We start from the raw sequence: 19,471 nt of genomic DNA, 5'->3' as shown, positions 1-19,471 counted from the left end.
ATAAAATTCCTTATCGTTTCGAAGAAATTTGGATAGAATGTATTTAGGGATGGGAGGTTAGTTATGAGGAGAATCCTATTATTTTTATCCTTTTTATTTTTCTTATATGCCGCTTGGACGGTACTTGATAAACTCGCTGTAAAATCTGATAATCAATCAGTTTTCGATACTATTACGTCTGAACTCGACCGCGTTTCTGAATCTGAGGAAATCGCAACGATTAAAACTAAATTAAATGATGGAATAGATTATATCGCTACATTACTGCAAACATTGGAGGAAAAAGCACCGGAAAATTCAATTATTGGTGAGAATGAAATTGAAAAACCAGAGTTACATGTACCTAGTGAACAGGCTTTTTCGATACACAATATTGAGCTTGGAGAGAGTAAACAGAGTGTAGAAAAGAAGCTTGGTTCCGCGCAACGGAGATCATTAAATGAATATGGAACGAACTGGTATACGTACCATGAAAACTACCATAATTTTATGATGGTCGCTTATGACTCTCGTGATAAGGTTGTCGGATTATACACAAATCAAGACCTTATTTCATCAACGAAAGGAATCAAACGTGGAACACCAAAACAAGACGCTCTCAATCTACTTGGTGAACCTATGACCCGAATCCAAAAAGGATTTGTCTATTATGAATTTCAGAAGGACCGCGACTATGACGTCTTCCAAATCGATAACACCTATGTCACCCTCTTTTATGATAAACACGAAAACAATACGGTGACTTCGATTCAGATTGTTTCAGAAGCACTCGAACAAAATAGAGCAGATTTTTATACAGATGCTAGCGATCAATTAAAGGAAGGCTTTGAATGTCAATTATTTGATCTTACGAATGCATCAAGGGTTAATCACGGGTTAGGGGTACTAACTTGGGATGAACATGTGAAAGAAACAGCACGAAAGCATAGTTTAGACATGGCAGAAAACAACTATTTTAGTCACACAAATTTACAAGATCAATCTCCTTTTGATCGAATGCTTGAGGATGAAATAATATTTACGATTGCAGGAGAAAATCTTGCGTATGGACAGTTCAGCAGTATTTTCGCCCATGAAGGTTTAATGAACTCAATGGGACATCGAGAAAATATATTAAAAAAAGAATATACGTATTTAGGGGTTGGAGTTGCCTTTAATACAGAGTCTCATCCTTATTACACGGAGAACTTTTATACAAAATAAGAAGTCTCACCTATATCCCTCTCAATTTTTGGTTATCCTACCAAAGAGGTGATTTTGTGAAACTTGTACGATTTTTATTATTATTAGGCCTTCTCATCGGCTTTCATAGTGTGACTCTTGCCCAGCAAACCGATGTTGAGTATGGTCCCTTTACAATTGTCCAAAAGGAATATATTGATTTAGACGGAGATGGTAATAAGGATATTATCGAGTTATATGCGAGAAAAAATCAATATAATCTCGCGAATGAGTGGTCTTTAAAAATCAATGGTGAACAATTAGGTACCTATCATAATAAACAGGATTTATACCAATTGGCAGACATGAAGTTTGCTGACGTCCTTCAAAATGGAAAACAAGATATACTCCTCTATTTTCATTCTGTAGGAAGCGGAGGTATTACCGGGTTAACGGTCTTGAGCTATACAGGCGAAAAAGTTGAGGAAATTTTTAAAGACCCTAATACGTCAGGCTGGTTTGACGAAGCCAAAAAGCGTTTTTCGATGAAATACTCTGGCAATTACCAAGTAGAATTTATTGATAAACAGACTGACTTAGAGGCAATCATTCCGTTATCAGAGGATCGCTACCGAGATTTTCCCGACAAGGAAGAATTAAAAAAACGACTTGAAGCGATCGAAACATGGGTTGACCCAGTTTCTGGCTACCGTTTTGATAAATTAACAAAAATGAAGCCACAGGAAATCGTGGCAATTCGAGCTGTTTCAGGTATTGCCCATTATGATGTCATTGCGTATCTTGAAACAACATATATTTTTGATAAACAAATTCAAAAATATGTACCTACGAAAGTGGCACTCATTAGTACAGAAACGGGCAAGAAATTAGCTGAAATACCATATAAATAAACAACAAGCATCGACATTGTAAAGGTCGATGCTTCTTTAAATTGTTATGCACAATCGATGAACTTAACGCCATAACTTGATATACTATTTAGCGTAACGAAATACATAGGAGGCTGTAATTTTATGGAAACAGCATTATTCTCACCTTACACCATTAAAAATGTCACCTTAAAAAATAGAATTGTGATGTCACCAATGTGTATGTATTCCAGTCATAATCAGGATGGAATGCTACAGGATTGGCATTATACCCATTATGTAAGCCGAGCTGTTGGTCAGGTTGGACTTATCATGGTGGAGGCAACAGCTGTTACACCACAAGGAAGAATCTCTGCACAGGATTTAGGGATATGGAGCGATGAGCATATACCAGGCTTCAAAAAACTTGTTGAAATGATCAAAGTTCATGGCGCAAAGACAGCTATTCAAATTGCTCACGCAGGTCGAAAGGCAACTGTTGAAGGAGATATTGTGGCCCCTTCTGCTATTTCATTTAATGATAGATATAAAACTCCAAAAGAATTAACAATTAATGAAATTAAAGAAATAGTTGAAGCATTCAAGGATGGAGCAAGACGTGCGAAGGAGGCTGGTTTTGATATTATTGAGATTCACGGAGCACATGGCTATTTAATTAATGAATTTTTGTCGCCACTTTCCAATAAACGAGTGGATGAATATGGCGGAAGCAGCGAAAACCGCTACCGTTTCCTACAAGAGGTAATCAAGGCTGTTAAGGAAGTATGGGATGGCCCCTTATTTGTTCGTATATCCGCAAATGATTATACGGATGGCGGCTTGAATCCTAGCGATTATGTAGACTTTGCAAAACGTATGAAAGACCAAGGGGTCGACTTAATCGATGTCAGTTCTGGTTCTGTCGTGCCGGCTAAAATTGATGTATACCCTGGGTATCAGGTCGGTTTTGCAGATAAGATTCGAAATGAAGCAGATATCCCTACCGGTGCAGTTGGTCTAATCACAAAAGCTGTTCACGCTGAAGAAATTTTAAAAAATAATCGTGCAGATTTAATATTTATCGCACGTGAATTATTACGTGATCCCTACTGGCCAAGAACTGCTGCAAAAGAATTAGGTATATCCATTGAAAGCCCGAAACAATATGATCGCGGTTGGCTTTAATTTTTCGTAAATAGTATAAATGGCACTCTCCTACGTGGAAAGTGCCTTATTTAAATCATTAGAAGCTCTCGAATATCCTCTTCCGTTAGCTTCGTATTTTCCTCAGAATCAATCAGGTCTGAAATTAGATCTCGCTTCTTTTCTTGTAACTCATTCATTTTCTCTTCAATGGTACCTCGAGCAAAAAGCTTAATCACTTGGACAACCTTTTTTTGACCAATGCGATGAGCACGGTCTGCAGCTTGTTCTTCTACAGCCGGATTCCACCAAAGGTCATATAAAATAACCGTATCAGCACCCGTCAGGTTCAGACCTGTTCCACCTGCTTTTAACGAAATTAAAAACAATTCCCGCTCTCCCGCATTATAACGCTGGCATAATTCCACACGTTCATCTGTAGGGGTTTGTCCGTCTAAGTAAAAGAAGGTAAAGCCCCGATTCGTAAGTTCCCTTCCAATCAACTCAAGCATTTTTGTAAACTGAGAGAAAATCAAAACTCTCCTTCCAGACAATTTGGATTCCTCAAGGATTTGAAGAAGTTGCTCAAATTTTGCAGAACTTCCCTTATAGCCATCCACGAATAAAGCTGGGTGGCAGCAAATTTGCCTCAAGCGAGTTAACCCTGCAAGAATTCGGATTCGATTTTTTCGAATCGTATCCTTATCAAGATGCTTTAATGTATCTTGTCTGAGCTTTGCTAGATAGGCAGCATAAAGCTTTTTCTGTTCAGGTAGTAACTCTGATGATTCCATGAGTTCAATTTTTTCAGGTAGCTCTGAAAGTACATCTTCTTTTACACGACGCAACAAAAAGGGTCGAACCCTTCTTGATATGTCCTTTCTAGTCAAATGACTATACTCCTTTAAGCCTTTAAACAGTTGCGGAAAGACAACATGATAAATGGACCAGAGCTCCTCGATTGAATTTTCAATCGGGGTTCCGGTTAATCCAAAACGATGCTCTGCTTTTATCCGCTTGACAGCCCTTGCTGTTTGGGTCACTGGATTTTTAAAAGCTTGAGCCTCGTCAAAGAATACGGTATGAAAGTGTTGAGATTCATACCATTTAATATCTCGTCGTATTAGCGGATAGGATGTGATGAGAACATCCATGCTCTCACTCTCTTTTTGCAGCTCATTTCTTTCTGCCTTATTTCCGTCAATCACAACTGCTTGAAGTTCAGGAGCAAATTTCAATAACTCATGAAGCCAATTATAGGTTAAAGAGGATGGGCAAACAATGAGTACAGGCTGCTTCTTTTCTCGGATATTAGCAACTTCAGAAACCATAAAAGCAATGCTCTGCACGGTTTTCCCTAGTCCCATATCATCGGCAAGGACTCCACCAAATCCATAGCTTGCCAACGTCTTCATCCATTTGTAGCCCACCTTCTGATAATCTCGTAGAATCGACTCTAAAGGCTTCGGAACCTCAACAGCTAAATCATTCGGATGTCGGATAGAGTCCAGAAATTGGCGGAATGATTTCTCTACCCTAAAAATATCACTGTCATCAATTGACCCTAAAAGAGGCAAAGCCTCAATCATCGGCATATTTAAGGTTGATTCAAAATCATCATCCTGGACTGGAACGGCATGTAAAAAACGCTGTATCTCTTCCATTTCTCTCGTTTCAAGTGAGAGTAGTGACCCATTTTTCAAACGGTAATACTTTCGTTTTTCCTCAAGGGCAACTAGAATTTCACGAATTTCCTGGTCAGCAATGCCCTTCATCTCAAATTTGAATTCCAGCCAATTTGTGCGTTCTTTTTTAATCTTCACCCTTATTTTCGGATGTTCATTTTTCGGAATGATGCGATTACGTATCGCTGTTGTGGCATATATTTGGCAGAGTGGCTGGAGTCTTGGAATGATATGATATAAAAACTCATACTCAAGTTCCTCATTATGCATATAATATCCGCCTTCCGTTTTCGAAAGACCACTCTCATCCATGATTTGTAGAATTTCATCCTCTTTTTCCACATCTCTGATGATCATAGGACCAGTTGGCAGATCACGATTCTCTAATGGTTGGATGATGATATTTTCATAGTGAAATTCCAGACCTGCAAGCAACTTATGTCTCAGCCGATCCAAATACAGCTTAGCAACAAGAGGTGTTTTCAACATCTCTTTGGATATAGCGTGAGACATATGAACAACACCAATCTTTTTCAGGCTTGGGACAATTTTCTTAAGAAAAAATTGCGCTTGCTCCTTTTGAATGGGAATATGGTTTGCTCCAGGGCTCGTAAGCATTTGTTTTAGCTCCAATAATCGGTCACAATCTTCTTCTTCGATTTGATAAAGAAGTCCATCGCTCAGGACGGTGTGGTAGGGTTTTAAAATACTCATACGATTGAAACCCTGGATCCTTAAGAGATAGTCATTCTCTTCCCCTTCCTCAAATGAAAAACGAAGTGGAGGTGGCTCCTGTACAATCTGTAGCCCTTCATAAAATTGACCATTGTATTCCAGAAAAACGAATGGACATTTTGAAAATAAAGGAATGAGCCCTTTCCAGGATGATGGAGGAATTAGCAACGTTTTAGGACTACCTTTATAATTTGAATGCCCAGTGATCATGTCTAGATAAATTTTTTCATCCTCGGTTACTTTCACTAATTGGTGAAGAAGGATATCCGCTTCATCTAAAAAGCAATGGAGGTTTGGGTCATAGATAAAGTGGGAAGAAATTTCACTTTGCTCTCCCTGTTTTACATCCTCTAGAAAGTTACGAATATCATGTATTTTTATCTGATCGATTTCAATCTCCACGCCAAATAAAATTTGGTCACTTGCAACTTTGACAGGTTGAAATATGAAGCGAGCATCTAGGATTTCTCTCTTTTCAAAATGAAGCTGGTGACCACTCGAAGGCGTTGGGCGATTTAAAAAAAGCGTCATGAAGTCACTTGTTAGGTTTTCAGTTGTTGATGTTGTGATCGTTGAGAATTCGAATGGTTCCTGACTTTGCTGTTCATGAATCGCGATTAAAACTGCTGCAATATGCTGGCAATCCTTATCGAAATTCACAAGTGATGGACAAGTGCATGTAGCTTTTAGCTTTCCATTTGTGGTTTTCTCAATGCTAACATGAAAGTCCTCTGCACCTTTTACAATGGCTTTGCATTGATCAGGTCCGGATTCCGTAAATGTCACTTTATTCGTTCGATAAAAAGCGTCCCCTCTTTTGAAGGAGACGGTACCACACATTTCTTTGATCATTTTAAGATTGATTTTGATATCCATGGTTCCGCTCCTTTCAATTTGGGCTAGGGATTACTGTTGATTAAATCCTTGTTTTTTTACAAAGTCTTTCATATACATTCGTTTCGGATTTTCAAGCATATTTGCCATCTGACCCGTCCACGTATCTGAGCGCTTCCCTTTTGTACGTTGTGTATAATAATCAGAAATTGTTTGATTGTAGGTTGTTAACTCTTGTTTATATATAGCTTTGTCTTGCTCGTATTCCTCTTCGTGATAAATATGCTCGTATGGAAGTCGTGGCTTTTTATCAGGCATTTGTGCCGGGTAGCCAACAGCAATTCCGAAAAGTGGAATCACAAATGTAGGGATATTTAAAATTTCACAAACCTCTTCTAGATTATTACGTAAGCCACCAATATAGCAAGCACCTAATCCCATTGATTCTGCTGCGAGTACAGCATTTTGTGCGGCTAAAGCAGCATCAATTGTTGCAACCATGAACTTTTCTGTACTCTCCAAAGAGGTCGATAAGTCCTTTTCTTCTATTTCGCTGATGACTTGGTGGCGATGAAGATCACCACAAAACACGAAGAAATGTCCATTTTCCGCAACATAGGCTTGATTACCAACAATTTCAGCAAGGCTTTGCTTTTTATTCGGATCCTTAACTCCGATAATGGAATAAGCCTGAATAAAGCTTGAGGTTGAGGCCGCTTGGGCAGATTCAACAATCGTGCGGATTTGTTCGTCTGTTAATAGTTTTTCTTCAAATTTACGAATCGAACGATGATTCATAATGGTTTCAATTACTGAATTCATGATTATGTATCCTCCTCGTAGTCGTCTTACTCGGTGTGGCTTGACTTAATATCAAACCTAAAAAAATCCTTAGACATATATGTATGTTGAAACACCTGTTGCGCTTCTTCAAGGAGTTTCTGACTATCTTCACCTTGATATCTTGAACTAATATGTGTCAATATCAAATTTTTAACTCCAGCCTGTCTAGCAACCTCAGCAGCCTGAGTAGTCGTCGAGTGAAAATAATCATGAGCTAAACCCGCTTCATTCGAGCTAAAAGTTGCTTCATGAATAAGAAGATCCGCATTTTTTGCTAGTTCAATACTTTCTTGGACATAACGAGTATCACCTAAAATGGTCACAACTCGTCCTTGTTTAGGCGGACCAATGTATTCTTCACCATTTATCATACGCCCATCCTCTAGAACGACCGTTTGTCCTTCTTTAATTTTTTGATAGATAGGACCAGGTTTAATCCCTTCTTTGGATAGCTTGTTAACTAGCAATGTTCCAGGCAGGTCTTTTTCAACAATACGATATCCATAGGATTGAATCCCATGGTCTAGCTCTTGTGCAAGAACACAAAATTGATCATCTTCAAAGACCACTCCTTCTTCGATTTCAACCACTTCTAGCGGATATCGAATATGAGTCGTGCTAACTGTTAATGAAGTGTCAATAAATGCTTTTATCCCCTTTGGACCATAGACGGTTAATAAAGACTCTCCTCCCTGAAAGGAGCGGCTTCCTAACAGTCCAGGCAATCCAAAGATATGGTCACCATGTAAATGAGTGATAAAAACCTTCTCGATTTTCCCTGGCTTTATGGATGTATATAAAATTTGATGCTGCGTAGCCTCCCCACAATCAAACAACCAGGTGGCCCTCCGTTCATCAAGCAATTGTAAAGCAATTGAAGTGACATTCCGCTCCTTTGCAGGCACCCCTGCACCCGTTCCCAAAAATACGACTTCCACTTGAGAAATCCTCCAATTAATCGATATATTTATTGCGTTTTCCTCTGTTTTCCTATTACCTACTATATCATATTCTGCCTTTTCTTCTCTATATATGCCCTTTTAAGTCGTTCTACCGAATATCCATTCCCTGTTAAGGCATACTTTAAATGAATCCTAAAAAAATAATTTGAATTAGTTGATTTACTAAACAAAAAAGTATAAATTAAATAGATAACAAATTGCGTGAAAAATTGGGGGATTATTATGACAAATATAGCACCAAAATCAATCGTGATTATTTTTGGAGCAACGGGTGATTTGGCGAATCGAAAGCTCTATCCTTCTATATATAATCTTTATACAAAAGGAAAACTTTCTGAGGATTTTGCAGTTATCGGTGTAGCAAGACGTCCATTAAAAAATGAAGAATTCCAACAAAACGTAAGAAATTCAGTTGCTGGACAATTTGAGGAGCAACGAGATGATATTGAAAAATTCTCAAAACATTTTTACTACCATCCATTTAATGTGAATGACACTGCTTCATATAGAGAATTGAAAGTGATTGCTGAAGAATTAGATACTACTTACAACACAGGTGGAAATAGGATCTTTTATTTAGCCATGGCTCCTGAGTTTTTCGGCACAATTGCGGTCAATTTGAAAACAGAAGGATTAACCTCAACAGAAGGTTATACAAGACTTGTCATTGAAAAACCATTTGGACATAATCTACCTTCTGCAAAACAACTAAATGAACAGCTTCGCCATGCCTTTTCAGAGGATGAAATCTACCGAATTGACCATTATTTAGGTAAGGAAATGGTTCAAAACATTGAAGTCATCCGTTTTGCAAATGCAATTTTCGAACCACTTTGGAACAATCGTTACATATCTAATATCCAGGTCACATCAAGTGAGGTACTTGGTGTAGAAGATCGTGGTGGCTATTATGAAAAATCTGGCGCTCTTCGCGATATGGTTCAAAACCATATGCTTCAAATGGTGGCACTTTTAGCTATGGAACCACCGATTAAATTAAATACTGACGAAATTCGAAGTGAAAAAATAAAGGTATTACGCGCCCTTCGACCATTAGAAGAGGAAGATGTTAAAAAGTATTTTGTTAGAGGGCAATATGATGCTGGCACTATAAATGGAAAAAATGTACCTGGTTATCGCCAGGAGGAAAAAGTAGATCCGAATTCAAATACTGCTACATTTGTTGCCGGTAAGTTGATAATTGATAATTTCAGATGGGCAGGTGTCCCCTTCTATATCCGTACAGGAAAAAGAATGAAGGAAAAATCAACAAAAATTGTTGTTCAGTTTAAGGACATTCCTATGGATTTATATTATAGAGAAGAAAATGACCGTCAAAATCCTAACCTGCTTGTCATTAATATTCAACCCGACGAAGGCATCACGCTCTATTTAAATGCGAAAAGACCGGGACAAAATACAATGACATTACCTGTTAAGCTTGATTATTGCAATAACTGTATCGACGGCATTAATACACCTGAGGCTTACGAAAAGCTTATTTTTGACTGTATGATGGGTGATACAACAAACTTTGCTCACTGGGATGAAGTTGCCCTTTCTTGGCGTTACGTTGACTCCATTTCAAAGGTTTGGGAAAATCAAATTGCAACTGAATTCCCGAACTATCCTTCTGGTTCTAACGGTCCAAAAGCAGCCGATGAATTATTGGCAGAAGACGGATTCCACTGGTGGTCAGTTGAAGATTAAAACAAAAAGAGACCCCTTCTCTAATGAGTTGGGGTCTTCTTAATCACTTAAAAAATCCTTTTCGAAGCTTGTTCCATGTTCATTATTTCGAGGATTTTTATCTTTTGGAAGCTTGATTCCTTTTGTTAAAATCTCGTTTCCATATTTGCCTTTCAATTTATCAATCACCTTTAATAATGGTTCTTTTTTTGCCTCTTTTTCATAAGAAAACAGATCAAGCTGTTTATATGCCTCATGTTTCTCAACTAATTCCTGTGCTGTAACACCTAATAATCGGATTGGTTCCCCGTTCCAATGTTTTTTCCAAAGGCGCTTAGCAGCCAGAAAAATTTCATTATCTTGATTAATCGGATTCTCAAGTTTTCTGCTTCTTGTTACCGTTTTTCGATCACCATAGCGAATCATTAACTGGACATTATTTGATAGCATGTCCTTTCGTCTAATTCGGGCCCCGACAGAATTTGAAAGTCTTTTGATGACCCCAAGAAGCTCCTCTTCGTCTGTTGAGTCATATGGTAATGTTGTTGAATTCCCGATGCTTTTAAACTCTGAATAGGCATCAGGATCAACAGGGCGATTATCCATTCCATTTGCTCTTTGCTTTAGTCTTTCCCCATTAATACCTAACAATTGCTTTAATTGAATGTCATTTCCTTTTGCAAGATCACCGATTGTTTGAATTTTAATAGTCGAAAGCTTTTCAGCCGTCCTTGATCCCACTCCATGCATTTCATTAACTGGCATTGGCCAAAGGACAGTGGGAACATCTCGTTTTCGTAGGACAGTAATTCCTAGCGGCTTTTTCATATCTGAGGCCATTTTTGCTAGAAATTTATTAGGCGCAATTCCAATACTACAAGGAAGCAGAAGGGTCTTTTGTAAAGTTTCTTGAATAGAATTCGCAATTTCAATCGGAGTTCCTTTTTCATAACAGTCTGTAATATCAAGATAGCCCTCGTCTATGGAAACAGGTTCAACTAAGCCCGTATATGAACGAAGAAGATCAAACATCGCTAATGAAGCCCTACGGTAGCGTTCAAAATTGGGTTTCCGGACGATGAGGTTTGGACATTTTCGTTTCGCCTCCCACAATGGCATCGTCGTTTTTACCCCAAATGCACGTGCCTCATAGCTACAGGTGACTATAATCCCTTTACGCTCGTCAGGATTACCTGCAATCGCCAGTGGCTTTCCTTGTAAGCTAGGGTCATAGGCAATTTCAACCGACGCAAAGAAACTATTCATATCCACATGTAAAATAACCTTTCCGTTTTTTGGATACATTTCTTTCATGTTATGCACTTCCCTACTCATCCACTATCACTAGTTTATCATAGAAAAAAGCCACCTATTCTAATGGTGGCTGTGAATGTGTTCCTCAATTCTTTCGAATCCTTCTAGACCGTAAAAAAGTTTGTGAGGGTCTAGTAAGGTAATCAGTCTCCCTTCGAGGGTAGCAACTCCTGTAATATATGAGGAGAGCTGATAGGTTACATTCAATGGTTTTACTTGATTCTGAGGGATATCAATAATTTCTTTTGCATCATCGACGAGTAAGCCAACTGATAGTGTATCCGTTTTGGCGACAATGATCTTCGTTTTATCCGTATGATTTATTGATTTATTAAATAAAATAATTCCCGTATCCACAATCGGAACCAGCTCATCTCGAATGGTTAGGACGCCTAGCATATAGTTCGGCATTTGCGGTATAGCATTAAGCTGCTGTGCCCTTTCAATGGATATCACGTTTAATACAGGGACACCAAATTCCTCATTTTCTGCTGAAAAAACAACTACTTTTTGGTCTTCGATCATAACTTTCACCTCTGCCCTAGTAACAACAATCTATATTCTCTTTTTATCATACTTTACCCGTTTGGGAAAAGAAACAAAAAAAGAGAAACTCCCATACTAAATGAGAATTTCACTTTTTGGTATGAACTTTATTTTGCAACCTCTTCAACAATCGCAACGATTAGTTCAGCTGTTTTAACAAGTTCTTCGATTGGCATTTTTTCATTTGTTGTGTGGATTTCTTCATAACCAACTGCTAGATTTACTGTAGGAATACCATGTCCTGCGATGACGTTCGCATCACTTCCTCCACCACTTTGTTGAAGTTCGCTTTGACGTCCAATTCGTGCAACTGCTTTTTTTGCAACCTCTACAACATGGTCACCATCTGCAAATTTAAAACCTGGATACATGACTGTAGTCTCAACCTCTGCTCTACCACCCATTTCAGTAGCAACAGATTCAAAAGCTTCTTTCATTTTTTGAACCTGATTTTCCATTTTTTCTGTAATTAATGATCGAGCTTCAGCCAAAATTTCAACATGATCACATACGATATTTGTCTGTGTTCCACCTTCAAAACGTCCGATATTTGCAGTTGTTTCTTCATCAATTCGACCTAAAGGCATTCTTGAAATTGCTTTAGCAGCCATTGTAATTGCTGAAACACCTTTTTCAGGGGCAACACCTGCATGTGCTGTTTTGCCAATAATTGTTGCTTTCACCTTCGCTTGTGTGGGTGCAGCTACAATAATGTTTCCAACCTTGCCATCACTATCAAGCGCATAGCCATATTTTGCTGTAATCATCGAGCGGTCCAACGCTTTAGCGCCCATAAGACCTGATTCTTCACCAGCTGTAATAATAAATTCAATTTTACCATGTGGAATTTGATTTTCCTTCAGAACTCGAATCGCTTCAAACATTGCAGCTAAGCCTGCTTTATCATCTGCACCTAAAATGGTTGTTCCATCTGAGACAATATATCCATCCTTGATAGAAGGCTTTATGCCTTTACCAGGGACAACTGTATCCATGTGAGATGTAAAATAAATTGTATCCACATCATTTTTTGTTCCTTCAAGGGTACAAATTAAATTCCCTGCACCATGTCCAGTTTGACTAGTTGTGTCATCCTCAACAACATGCACACCCAATGCTGTGAATTTTCCTTTTAAAACCTTGGCAATTTCTGTTTCAAATTTTGTTTCTGAGTCTACTTGTACTAACTCTAAAAATTCATTGACAAGTCTATCCTGATTAATCATAATTATGTACCTCCAAGATGTATAGGTTAATGAAATTAGCCTACCACATTATCTTCAAAAATCAAATACGTATGCCTACAATGGAATATTTCCATGCTTTTTATCTGGGCGAGTTTCTTTTTTATTTCGAAGCATTTCTAATGCCTGAACGATTTTAATTCGTGTTTCCCGAGGATCAATAACGTCATCAACCATTCCTTGGCTAGCCGCAACATATGGGTTGGCAAACTTTTCGCGATATTCTTCAATCTTCATGGCACGTGTTTTTTCCGGATCATCACTTTCACTAATCTCACGAGCAAAAATAATATTGGCTGCACCTTGTGGACCCATTACCGCAATTTCGGCATTTGGCCATGCAAAAACTAGATCAGCCCCAATTGATTTACTATTTAAAGCTACATATGCTCCACCATATGCTTTTCTCAAAATGACAGTTAGCTTTGGTACTGTTGCTTCAGAATATGCGTATAAAATCTTTGCACCATGGCGGATAATACCTCCATGCTCCTGTTTTACCCCTGGGAAGAAGCCTGTTACATCCTCAAATGTAATAAGTGGGATATTGAAGGAATCACAAAAACGAATGAATCTTGAGGATTTATCAGAAGAATCGATATCAAGCCCACCAGCCATATATTTCGGCTGGTTACATACTAGACCAACTACTTCCCCTTTTATCCTTGCAAAACCAACAACGATATTTTTGGCAAAATCTTTATGAACTTCCATGAATGATTTTTCATCCACCACTTGTTCAATCACTTTGCGAACATCATATGGTCTGACTGCATCAAATGGAATTATGTCTGTTAGATCTGGTCGATAATCATTCTCTTCTTTTATAGGTAGAATGGGTGTTTTTTCTTCATTATTTTGTGGTAGATAGCTAACTAAATCTCTTACCTGTTGTAGTACCTCCTCCTCTGTCTCCCCTGAAAAATGCGCGTTCCCACTAATTGAATTATGTACGTTTGCCCCACCTAAATCCTCTGAGCTTATTTTTTCACCAGTAACGGTTTCAATGACTTTCGGTCCTGTAATAAACATTTGAGATGTCTTTTCCACCATAAAAACAAAGTCGGTAATCGCTGGAGAATACACAGCCCCACCTGCACATGGTCCCATAATCACAGAGATTTGCGGAATGACCCCTGAATAAATTGCATTTCGGTAAAAAATATGACCGTAACCATCAAGGGAGACGACTCCCTCTTGGATTCTTGCCCCACCTGAATCATTTAAGCCAATAAAGGGCGCACCATTTTTAGCTGCTAAGTCCATGACATTCGCAATTTTTTTTGCATGCATTTCGCCAAGTGCTCCACCAAAAATTGTAAAATCTTGTGAAAATAAGTAAACCGATCTACCGTTGATTTTTCCATATCCAGTAACGACACCATCGCCAGGTCCCTTTTTATCTGCTAAGCCAAAATCCGTACTACGATGTTCAATAAATGGATTAAGCTCTACAAAGGTTCCTTTATCAAGTAATAGGTCAATACGCTCTCTAGCTGTTAATTTTCCTTTTTCATGCTGTTTATCAATCTTTTCATCACCACCGCCTAACTCTACCTCACGACGACGATCATAAAGTTCGTTTATTTTCTCATAGATATCAACCATTATTTATGTTCCCCCTTACTTAGTTTTTCGCAAAGTTCATAAAGGATACTCCCCGTAGATTTTGGATGCATGAAAGCAATCTTTGCACCACCTGCACCAATCTTAGGCTCATCTGCAAGCATTCGAATGCCGTGTTCTTTGATTTCTTGGATACGCTCTTCAATGGAAGATACACCTAAAGCGATATGGTGTATTCCTTCACCACGTTTTTCAATAAATTTAGCAATCGGACTTTCTGGTGAAAGTGGCTCCAATAACTCGAGTTTTGATTCACCAATTTTGATGAAGGCAACTCTAACTTTCTCTGATTCTACTTTTTCAATTCCTTCTAACTTAAGATTGAGAATATTTGTGTAGAATGGAAGGGAATTTTCAATTGATGAAACGGCAATTCCAATATGGTCAATCTTTTCAATCATAGTTTCACTCCTCAAGCGAGCGCTCGCTCAGCGTTGTAAGCGCTTCATAGATATATAAGTATATTTTAACACGAACTCATCAAAAATTGTGTATTTTCAGTTTTAATGGAGATGACTTAATGGTTGTCCAACTGTCATTTTCGCGGTAAAATATGAGTAAACATGTAAGCAGAAGGGAGTATGTGACATGTCCCGTAAAACTCAAAAAATTGTGGTTTATTTAATGATTGCAGTAATGGTTATTACTACTCTTTTAGCAGGCGTAGGTATGTGGTTCTAATTCGAAGATGTAAAGTGATACGAGGTTTGTAGACAGCTTAAGGAGGTGACCAAAATGGTCACCTTTAGCTATATTATTTTACGTTGGCAACCCTTTGAACAATCTTTTTATAATTAAATATTCTTCCATTTCTTTAATAAATTGAAGTAGAGCTGCTCTTGTCTCAAACTCCTCCCGAGTTTTTGGCAATGGCATTTCCCTAAACACTTTTCGCATCTCTTCAAGTTTCTTCAAAAAAACACTTGCTGTGTTACCAGGATGAATGGATTGGCTCACCTCCATAATAAAATCGGCAACCATGCCCCTCTGTTCAACAGACTGGGTAATCGAAGTAATCGTAGGTAACATCCTTTGCAGTATTTCAAATTGCTTTTCTCTCATTTCAAAATACGTATAATATAAGTTTTCTTCGCGCATAAGATTGTTTTCAACATCTCTATATGCAATTCTTTTCGCCTTATTTAATAAATTTTCAACAGCTGTTATCTCTCGACCATCCCAAATACTTTCACCTGTCCGAAGATAATGAACCATTTCGTTTAAAATATTTCCAAAAAGTGACTCAAGTTCTTGTTGGTAAGCCCTAAGTTGCTTGTCAACACTCGGCATATATAAATTTATGAGTAGTGCCACACCAATCCCAATAATAATTAATCCTAGTTCATTAACAATCAAATCAAGTGTTACCTTCCCGGCTGAAAATATATGTAAAATAATAACGGTACTTGTTACAATCCCATCTTTTGCTTTTACGGCTACCACAGTAGGGATAAAAAATAGGAGTAACAAACCAATTGTTAATGGATGATAGCCTATTCCCTCGAAGAATACAAATGAAAATATGATTCCAACCACACATGCAATAAATCGCTCCCACGAACTCTCCAGTGATTTTTTTCTTGTTACTTTAATACATAAAATCGTTAAAATTCCAGCAGAAGCAAAACTATCAAGTCCTATTAGTTTTGCGATTGATATAGAAATCGTTGTACCTATTGCTGTTTTTAAAGTGCGATAACCTATTTTAAACATAAATCGGCTCCTAAAAATACATAATGGTTTTATTTATATTGTTATCAATAGGAAAAATAAAACACCTATACAAATCCTAATATGACTAAATTCACGAAAAAAGGAATGATCACGTTGATCATTCCTTTTATATTATAGAACCTTTTCTAAGAAATCTTGCGCACGTTGGCTTTTTGGATTTGTGAAGAATTCATCAGGTGTTGTTTGTTCAACTATAAGCCCATCATCCATGAAGAGTACTTTGTCTGCCACTTCACGTGCAAAACCCATTTCATGAGTTACAATGAGCATCGTCATTCCAGTATTAGCTAACCCCTTCATAACATTAAGAACTTCTTTTACCATCTCAGGATCAAGTGCGGAAGTAGGCTCATCAAAAAGCATGATTTCTGGTTCCATTGCTAAGGCCCTTGCGATCGCTACCCTCTGCTTTTGTCCTCCAGAAAGGCGATTTGGATATTCATTTTCTTTTTCTGATAATCCAACCTGCTTTAATAGCTCCCTCGCTTTGTTTTCCGCTTCACTTTTTGAAATCCCTTTTACCTTCATTGGAGCGTAAGTAAGATTTTGAAGAACCGTCTTATGTGGAAATAGATAAAAATGCTGAAATACCATTCCAATATGCTGACGAACCTTCGTAATATTCGTCTTTGCATTTGTGACTTCATCTTCCCCAACCCAAATCTGTCCTTGAGTTGGTCTTTCAAGTAGATTTAAACATCTTAGAAATGTTGATTTTCCAGAACCAGAAGGACCAATAATGGCAACAACCTCACCTTGTTTAAAGGTGGTCGTAATCCCTTTTAACACTTCAAGCTTGCCAAAAGATTTATGAAGACCTTCTACTTTAATATGATCGTTACTCACTACGACGCAACCTCCTCTCAAGTCTTCCTCCTAGGAATGTGAGGATTGTAACAATAATCCAATAAACTAGACCAGCAATTAATAATGGTTCAAAATAGCGGAATGTATTCGATCCGACAACTTGAGCACGTCTCATAATATCCAATAACCCAATTGTACTTACAATTGCAGATTCCTTCGTTAAGGTTATAAATTCATTTAAAAGTGCGGGTAAAATATTTTTTACTGCCTGTGGAAGGATAATATCCAACATCATTGGGCGGTACGAGATCCCAAGTGCTTCCGCCGCTTCTTGTTGACCTTTATCTACAGCCTGAATACCCGCTCTAATGATTTCAGAAATATACGCACCTGAGTTTAATCCAAATGCTAAAACCCCAGCAACAAATTTATCAATATCATAATGAAAAAGCTGTGGAACTGCAAAATAGATTAAAACCAATTGGAGGATAAGTGGTGTTCCTCTAAATATGGATGTATAAATATCCGCAAACCACTTTAAAAATGAAACTTTGCTTATTTTAAAAACCGCTAAAATTGTCCCCAAAATTAAACCTAAAATTGCCGATACTAGTGCAAAGGATACCGTAAGGCCGATCCCTTCTAGTATAAACGGAATTGAAGGCACGATTCGGGAAAAATCAATATCCAAACCCATGCCTTACACCTCATTTCTACTAAAAAATTTTTATTTTTCAATCCATTCTTTTTCTATTGCTTTTAACTCGCCATTTTCCTTCATTTCATCTAAAACCTTGTTAAATTCCTCAGTCAGTTCACTACCTTTTGCAAATGCAATCGCCATACCTGGTGAAGCTTCTGTAGGATCATCAAAACCTGCTAAATCAAGTTCTTCAATGAATCCTACTGCAACTGTCTTATCTAAATAAACTGCATCAATTCGTCCTGCTTTTAGCTCTTGAATTAATTCTGGAGCCTTATTTAAAGCTGAGATTTCCAGACTTTTAAGTGTTTCTTCTTTAATCTTTTTAGCTCCTTCTTCTTGAATGGAACCTAATTGAACCCCAACTGTTTTACCGTCTAAATCCTCTAATGATTTAACATCAGAATCCTTTAATGTAACAAACATTTCCCCAGATTTATGATATTCTGTTGAAAAATCAACACTTTCTTTACGTTCAGCAGTTGCAGACATACCTGAAATGATAAAATCAATACGTTCTGCTTGTAATGCGCTTATAAGACCACCGAAGTCCATATTTTCAATTTTAAGCTCATAACCAAGTTTCTCTGCAATTTTCTTCGCTAACTCAATATCAAATCCAATATATTCACCTGTTGTCTCATCAATTGTTTCAAATGGTGGGAAGTCAGCAGATGTTCCCATTGTTAATACTTTCTTTGTTTCAGTACCTTTATCAGATCCTGTTGCATTATCATCGCTTGTCCCACAAGCTGCTAAAAATACAATTGATAAAATAGTAATCAATGATGCTAGTAAAAACTTTTTCATTATGTTTTCCCCCTAAGACGTTATTTATAATTATTCGATAAAATGTATTTTAACACATCTGCATAAATATACAATATGTTTTTTAAAAATAATAATTGATTAATAATTCTATCATTTGCGTAATGTTTACAATTTATTCTGCTTACAAGGGATTTTAGAGGGTAAATTTAGTGTTTATTTTAGTGTAATCATCATTTAATACTTTACTGATATAAACAATTAAAGTAAAAAGCGATAAAGTATTCAACCCAATATGCATAATTTAAGACAAAAAAAGAAGCCTAAAAGGCCTCTTAAACTTCTTCACAATATTCTTCAAAGGTTTCTTGTAATTTAGTGATGACATCCATTGGCTCATGTCCTTCGATTTCATGACGTTCAATCATTTTAACAATTTTTCCATCTTTTAATAATGCAAATGATGGAGATGATGGCGGATAACCTTCAAAATATGATCTTGCTTTTTCTGTTGCTGCTTTATCTTGCCCTGCAAATACTGTTACTAATTGATCTGGGCGCTTATCATAATGGATCGAATGTGCTGCTGCTGGTCTTGCAATTCCACCTGCACAACCACAAACAGAATTAACCATCACTAAAGTTGTACCCTTACGATTTAATACTTCATCCACCTCTTCAGGTGTTTTTAATTCTTGATATCCAGCATCAGTTATTTCTTTTCTAGCTGTTTGTACTATATCATTCATAAACAGATTGAAATCTATTTCCATTTTAAACACTCCTCCTAAAGAAAAATATCTTCCTA

Annotated in this window: 18 protein-coding genes; 5 read left to right on the top strand and 13 right to left on the bottom strand. The window is 37.5% G+C overall.

The genetic code is table 11. The features are described from left to right. Positions 1–63 precede the first annotated feature (63 nt). The 3 genes from ABC371_RS14590 (at position 64) to namA (ending at position 3,215) form a co-directional block, all read left to right on the top strand. Positions 64–1,203: a CAP domain-containing protein gene (locus tag ABC371_RS14590; protein ID WP_412897447.1), complete on the top strand. Its 1,140-nt coding sequence runs from the start codon at positions 64–66 to the stop codon at positions 1,201–1,203. Between the two features lie 56 nt (positions 1,204–1,259). Continuing rightward, positions 1,260–2,072: a hypothetical protein gene (locus ABC371_RS14585; protein ID WP_412897446.1), complete on the top strand. Its 813-nt coding sequence runs from the start codon at positions 1,260–1,262 to the stop codon at positions 2,070–2,072. A 123-nt stretch (positions 2,073–2,195) separates the two neighbouring features. After that, entirely contained in the window at positions 2,196–3,215 is a 1,020-nt protein-coding gene (gene namA, locus ABC371_RS14580) for an NADPH dehydrogenase NamA (RefSeq protein WP_412897445.1), read from the top strand. 50 nt (positions 3,216–3,265) lie between these two features. Here namA and ABC371_RS14575 read toward each other — a convergent pair whose 3' ends face one another. The 3 genes from ABC371_RS14575 to rnz are packed head-to-tail and all read right to left on the bottom strand — an operon-like array spanning position 3,266 to position 8,208. Next, positions 3,266–6,469, bottom strand: a complete 3,204-nt coding sequence (locus ABC371_RS14575) for a DEAD/DEAH box helicase (RefSeq protein ID WP_412897444.1) — start codon at positions 6,467–6,469, stop codon at positions 3,266–3,268. A gap of 30 nt (positions 6,470–6,499) precedes the next feature. Beyond that, entirely contained in the window at positions 6,500–7,249 is a 750-nt protein-coding gene (nfsA, locus tag ABC371_RS14570) for an oxygen-insensitive NADPH nitroreductase (protein WP_412897443.1), read from the bottom strand. 26 nt (positions 7,250–7,275) lie between these two features. Next, a complete protein-coding gene (rnz, locus tag ABC371_RS14565; RefSeq protein ID WP_412897442.1) occupies positions 7,276–8,208 on the bottom strand; it encodes a ribonuclease Z in 933 nt (310 codons plus the stop codon). A 246-nt stretch (positions 8,209–8,454) separates the two neighbouring features. Between rnz and zwf the strand changes: the two genes are divergently transcribed. Continuing rightward, entirely contained in the window at positions 8,455–9,942 is a 1,488-nt protein-coding gene (gene zwf, locus ABC371_RS14560) for a glucose-6-phosphate dehydrogenase (RefSeq protein WP_412897441.1), read from the top strand. Between the two features lie 39 nt (positions 9,943–9,981). Here the strand turns inward: zwf and ABC371_RS14555 are convergent, their stop codons facing one another. The 5 genes from ABC371_RS14555 to mce form a co-directional block, all read right to left on the bottom strand. Next, the gene (locus tag ABC371_RS14555) at positions 9,982–11,235 is read right to left on the bottom strand and encodes a DNA polymerase IV (protein ID WP_412897440.1); all 1,254 of its coding nucleotides are present in this window, start codon (positions 11,233–11,235) and stop codon (positions 9,982–9,984) included. Between the two features lie 60 nt (positions 11,236–11,295). Further along, positions 11,296–11,760, bottom strand: coding sequence for a chemotaxis protein CheW (locus tag ABC371_RS14550; protein WP_412897439.1), 465 nt, complete (start codon positions 11,758–11,760; stop codon positions 11,296–11,298). Between the two features lie 128 nt (positions 11,761–11,888). Then, positions 11,889–13,007 carry a tripeptidase T gene (locus ABC371_RS14545; protein WP_412897438.1) on the bottom strand — a complete coding sequence of 373 codons (1,119 nt, stop codon included), beginning with the start codon at positions 13,005–13,007 and terminating at the stop codon, positions 11,889–11,891. Positions 13,008–13,082: 75 nt separating this feature from the next. Continuing rightward, positions 13,083–14,633, bottom strand: a complete 1,551-nt coding sequence (locus ABC371_RS14540; RefSeq protein WP_412897437.1) for an acyl-CoA carboxylase subunit beta — start codon at positions 14,631–14,633, stop codon at positions 13,083–13,085. Then, complete coding sequence (mce, locus tag ABC371_RS14535) at positions 14,633–15,052, bottom strand: methylmalonyl-CoA epimerase (RefSeq protein ID WP_412897436.1); 420 nt, start codon at positions 15,050–15,052, stop codon at positions 14,633–14,635. The genes ABC371_RS14540 and mce overlap by 1 nt, the downstream gene beginning before the upstream one ends. Before the next feature lie 187 nt (positions 15,053–15,239). On the opposite strand from mce, the gene prli42 reads away from it, so the two are divergent. Next, positions 15,240–15,332, top strand: a complete 93-nt coding sequence (gene prli42 / locus ABC371_RS14530) for a stressosome-associated protein Prli42 (protein ID WP_152983165.1) — start codon at positions 15,240–15,242, stop codon at positions 15,330–15,332. 78 nt (positions 15,333–15,410) lie between these two features. Here the strand turns inward: prli42 and ABC371_RS14525 are convergent, their stop codons facing one another. The 5 genes from ABC371_RS14525 to ABC371_RS14505 form a co-directional block, all read right to left on the bottom strand. Continuing rightward, entirely contained in the window at positions 15,411–16,364 is a 954-nt protein-coding gene (locus tag ABC371_RS14525; RefSeq protein ID WP_412897435.1) for an aromatic acid exporter family protein, read from the bottom strand. Between the two features lie 132 nt (positions 16,365–16,496). Next, positions 16,497–17,231 carry an amino acid ABC transporter ATP-binding protein gene (locus tag ABC371_RS14520; RefSeq protein ID WP_278186132.1) on the bottom strand — a complete coding sequence of 245 codons (735 nt, stop codon included), beginning with the start codon at positions 17,229–17,231 and terminating at the stop codon, positions 16,497–16,499. After that, a complete protein-coding gene (locus ABC371_RS14515; RefSeq protein ID WP_136378025.1) occupies positions 17,224–17,883 on the bottom strand; it encodes an amino acid ABC transporter permease in 660 nt (219 codons plus the stop codon). The genes ABC371_RS14520 and ABC371_RS14515 overlap by 8 nt, the downstream gene beginning before the upstream one ends. Before the next feature lie 36 nt (positions 17,884–17,919). Further along, positions 17,920–18,705, bottom strand: coding sequence for a transporter substrate-binding domain-containing protein (locus ABC371_RS14510; protein ID WP_412897434.1), 786 nt, complete (start codon positions 18,703–18,705; stop codon positions 17,920–17,922). 293 nt (positions 18,706–18,998) lie between these two features. Continuing rightward, positions 18,999–19,436, bottom strand: a complete 438-nt coding sequence (locus ABC371_RS14505; protein ID WP_412897433.1) for a BrxA/BrxB family bacilliredoxin — start codon at positions 19,434–19,436, stop codon at positions 18,999–19,001. Positions 19,437–19,471: the final 35 nt, after the last annotated feature.

It is taken from the genome of Bacillus jepli, from assembly GCF_047238305.1.
Classification (GTDB): domain Bacteria; phylum Bacillota; class Bacilli; order Bacillales; family Bacillaceae_L; genus Ferdinandcohnia.
This window is presented reverse-complemented; position numbering and strand designations above follow the sequence as displayed.

Coding starts and splice junctions, on each gene's coding strand:
- ABC371_RS14590 (WP_412897447.1), top strand. CDS start 64: ATGAGGAGAATCCTATTATTTTTATCCTTTTTATTTTTCTTATATGCC.
- namA (WP_412897445.1), top strand. CDS start 2,196: ATGGAAACAGCATTATTCTCACCTTACACCATTAAAAATGTCACCTTA.
- ABC371_RS14575 (WP_412897444.1), bottom strand. CDS start 6,469: ATGGATATCAAAATCAATCTTAAAATGATCAAAGAAATGTGTGGTACC.
- nfsA (WP_412897443.1), bottom strand. CDS start 7,249: ATGAATTCAGTAATTGAAACCATTATGAATCATCGTTCGATTCGTAAA.
- zwf (WP_412897441.1), top strand. CDS start 8,455: ATGACAAATATAGCACCAAAATCAATCGTGATTATTTTTGGAGCAACG.
- ABC371_RS14555 (WP_412897440.1), bottom strand. CDS start 11,235: ATGAAAGAAATGTATCCAAAAAACGGAAAGGTTATTTTACATGTGGAT.
- ABC371_RS14550 (WP_412897439.1), bottom strand. CDS start 11,760: ATGATCGAAGACCAAAAAGTAGTTGTTTTTTCAGCAGAAAATGAGGAA.
- ABC371_RS14545 (WP_412897438.1), bottom strand. CDS start 13,007: ATGATTAATCAGGATAGACTTGTCAATGAATTTTTAGAGTTAGTACAA.
- ABC371_RS14540 (WP_412897437.1), bottom strand. CDS start 14,633: ATGGTTGATATCTATGAGAAAATAAACGAACTTTATGATCGTCGTCGT.
- mce (WP_412897436.1), bottom strand. CDS start 15,052: ATGATTGAAAAGATTGACCATATTGGAATTGCCGTTTCATCAATTGAA.
- prli42 (WP_152983165.1), top strand. CDS start 15,240: ATGTCCCGTAAAACTCAAAAAATTGTGGTTTATTTAATGATTGCAGTA.
- ABC371_RS14525 (WP_412897435.1), bottom strand. CDS start 16,364: ATGTTTAAAATAGGTTATCGCACTTTAAAAACAGCAATAGGTACAACG.
- ABC371_RS14510 (WP_412897434.1), bottom strand. CDS start 18,705: ATGAAAAAGTTTTTACTAGCATCATTGATTACTATTTTATCAATTGTA.
- ABC371_RS14505 (WP_412897433.1), bottom strand. CDS start 19,436: ATGGAAATAGATTTCAATCTGTTTATGAATGATATAGTACAAACAGCT.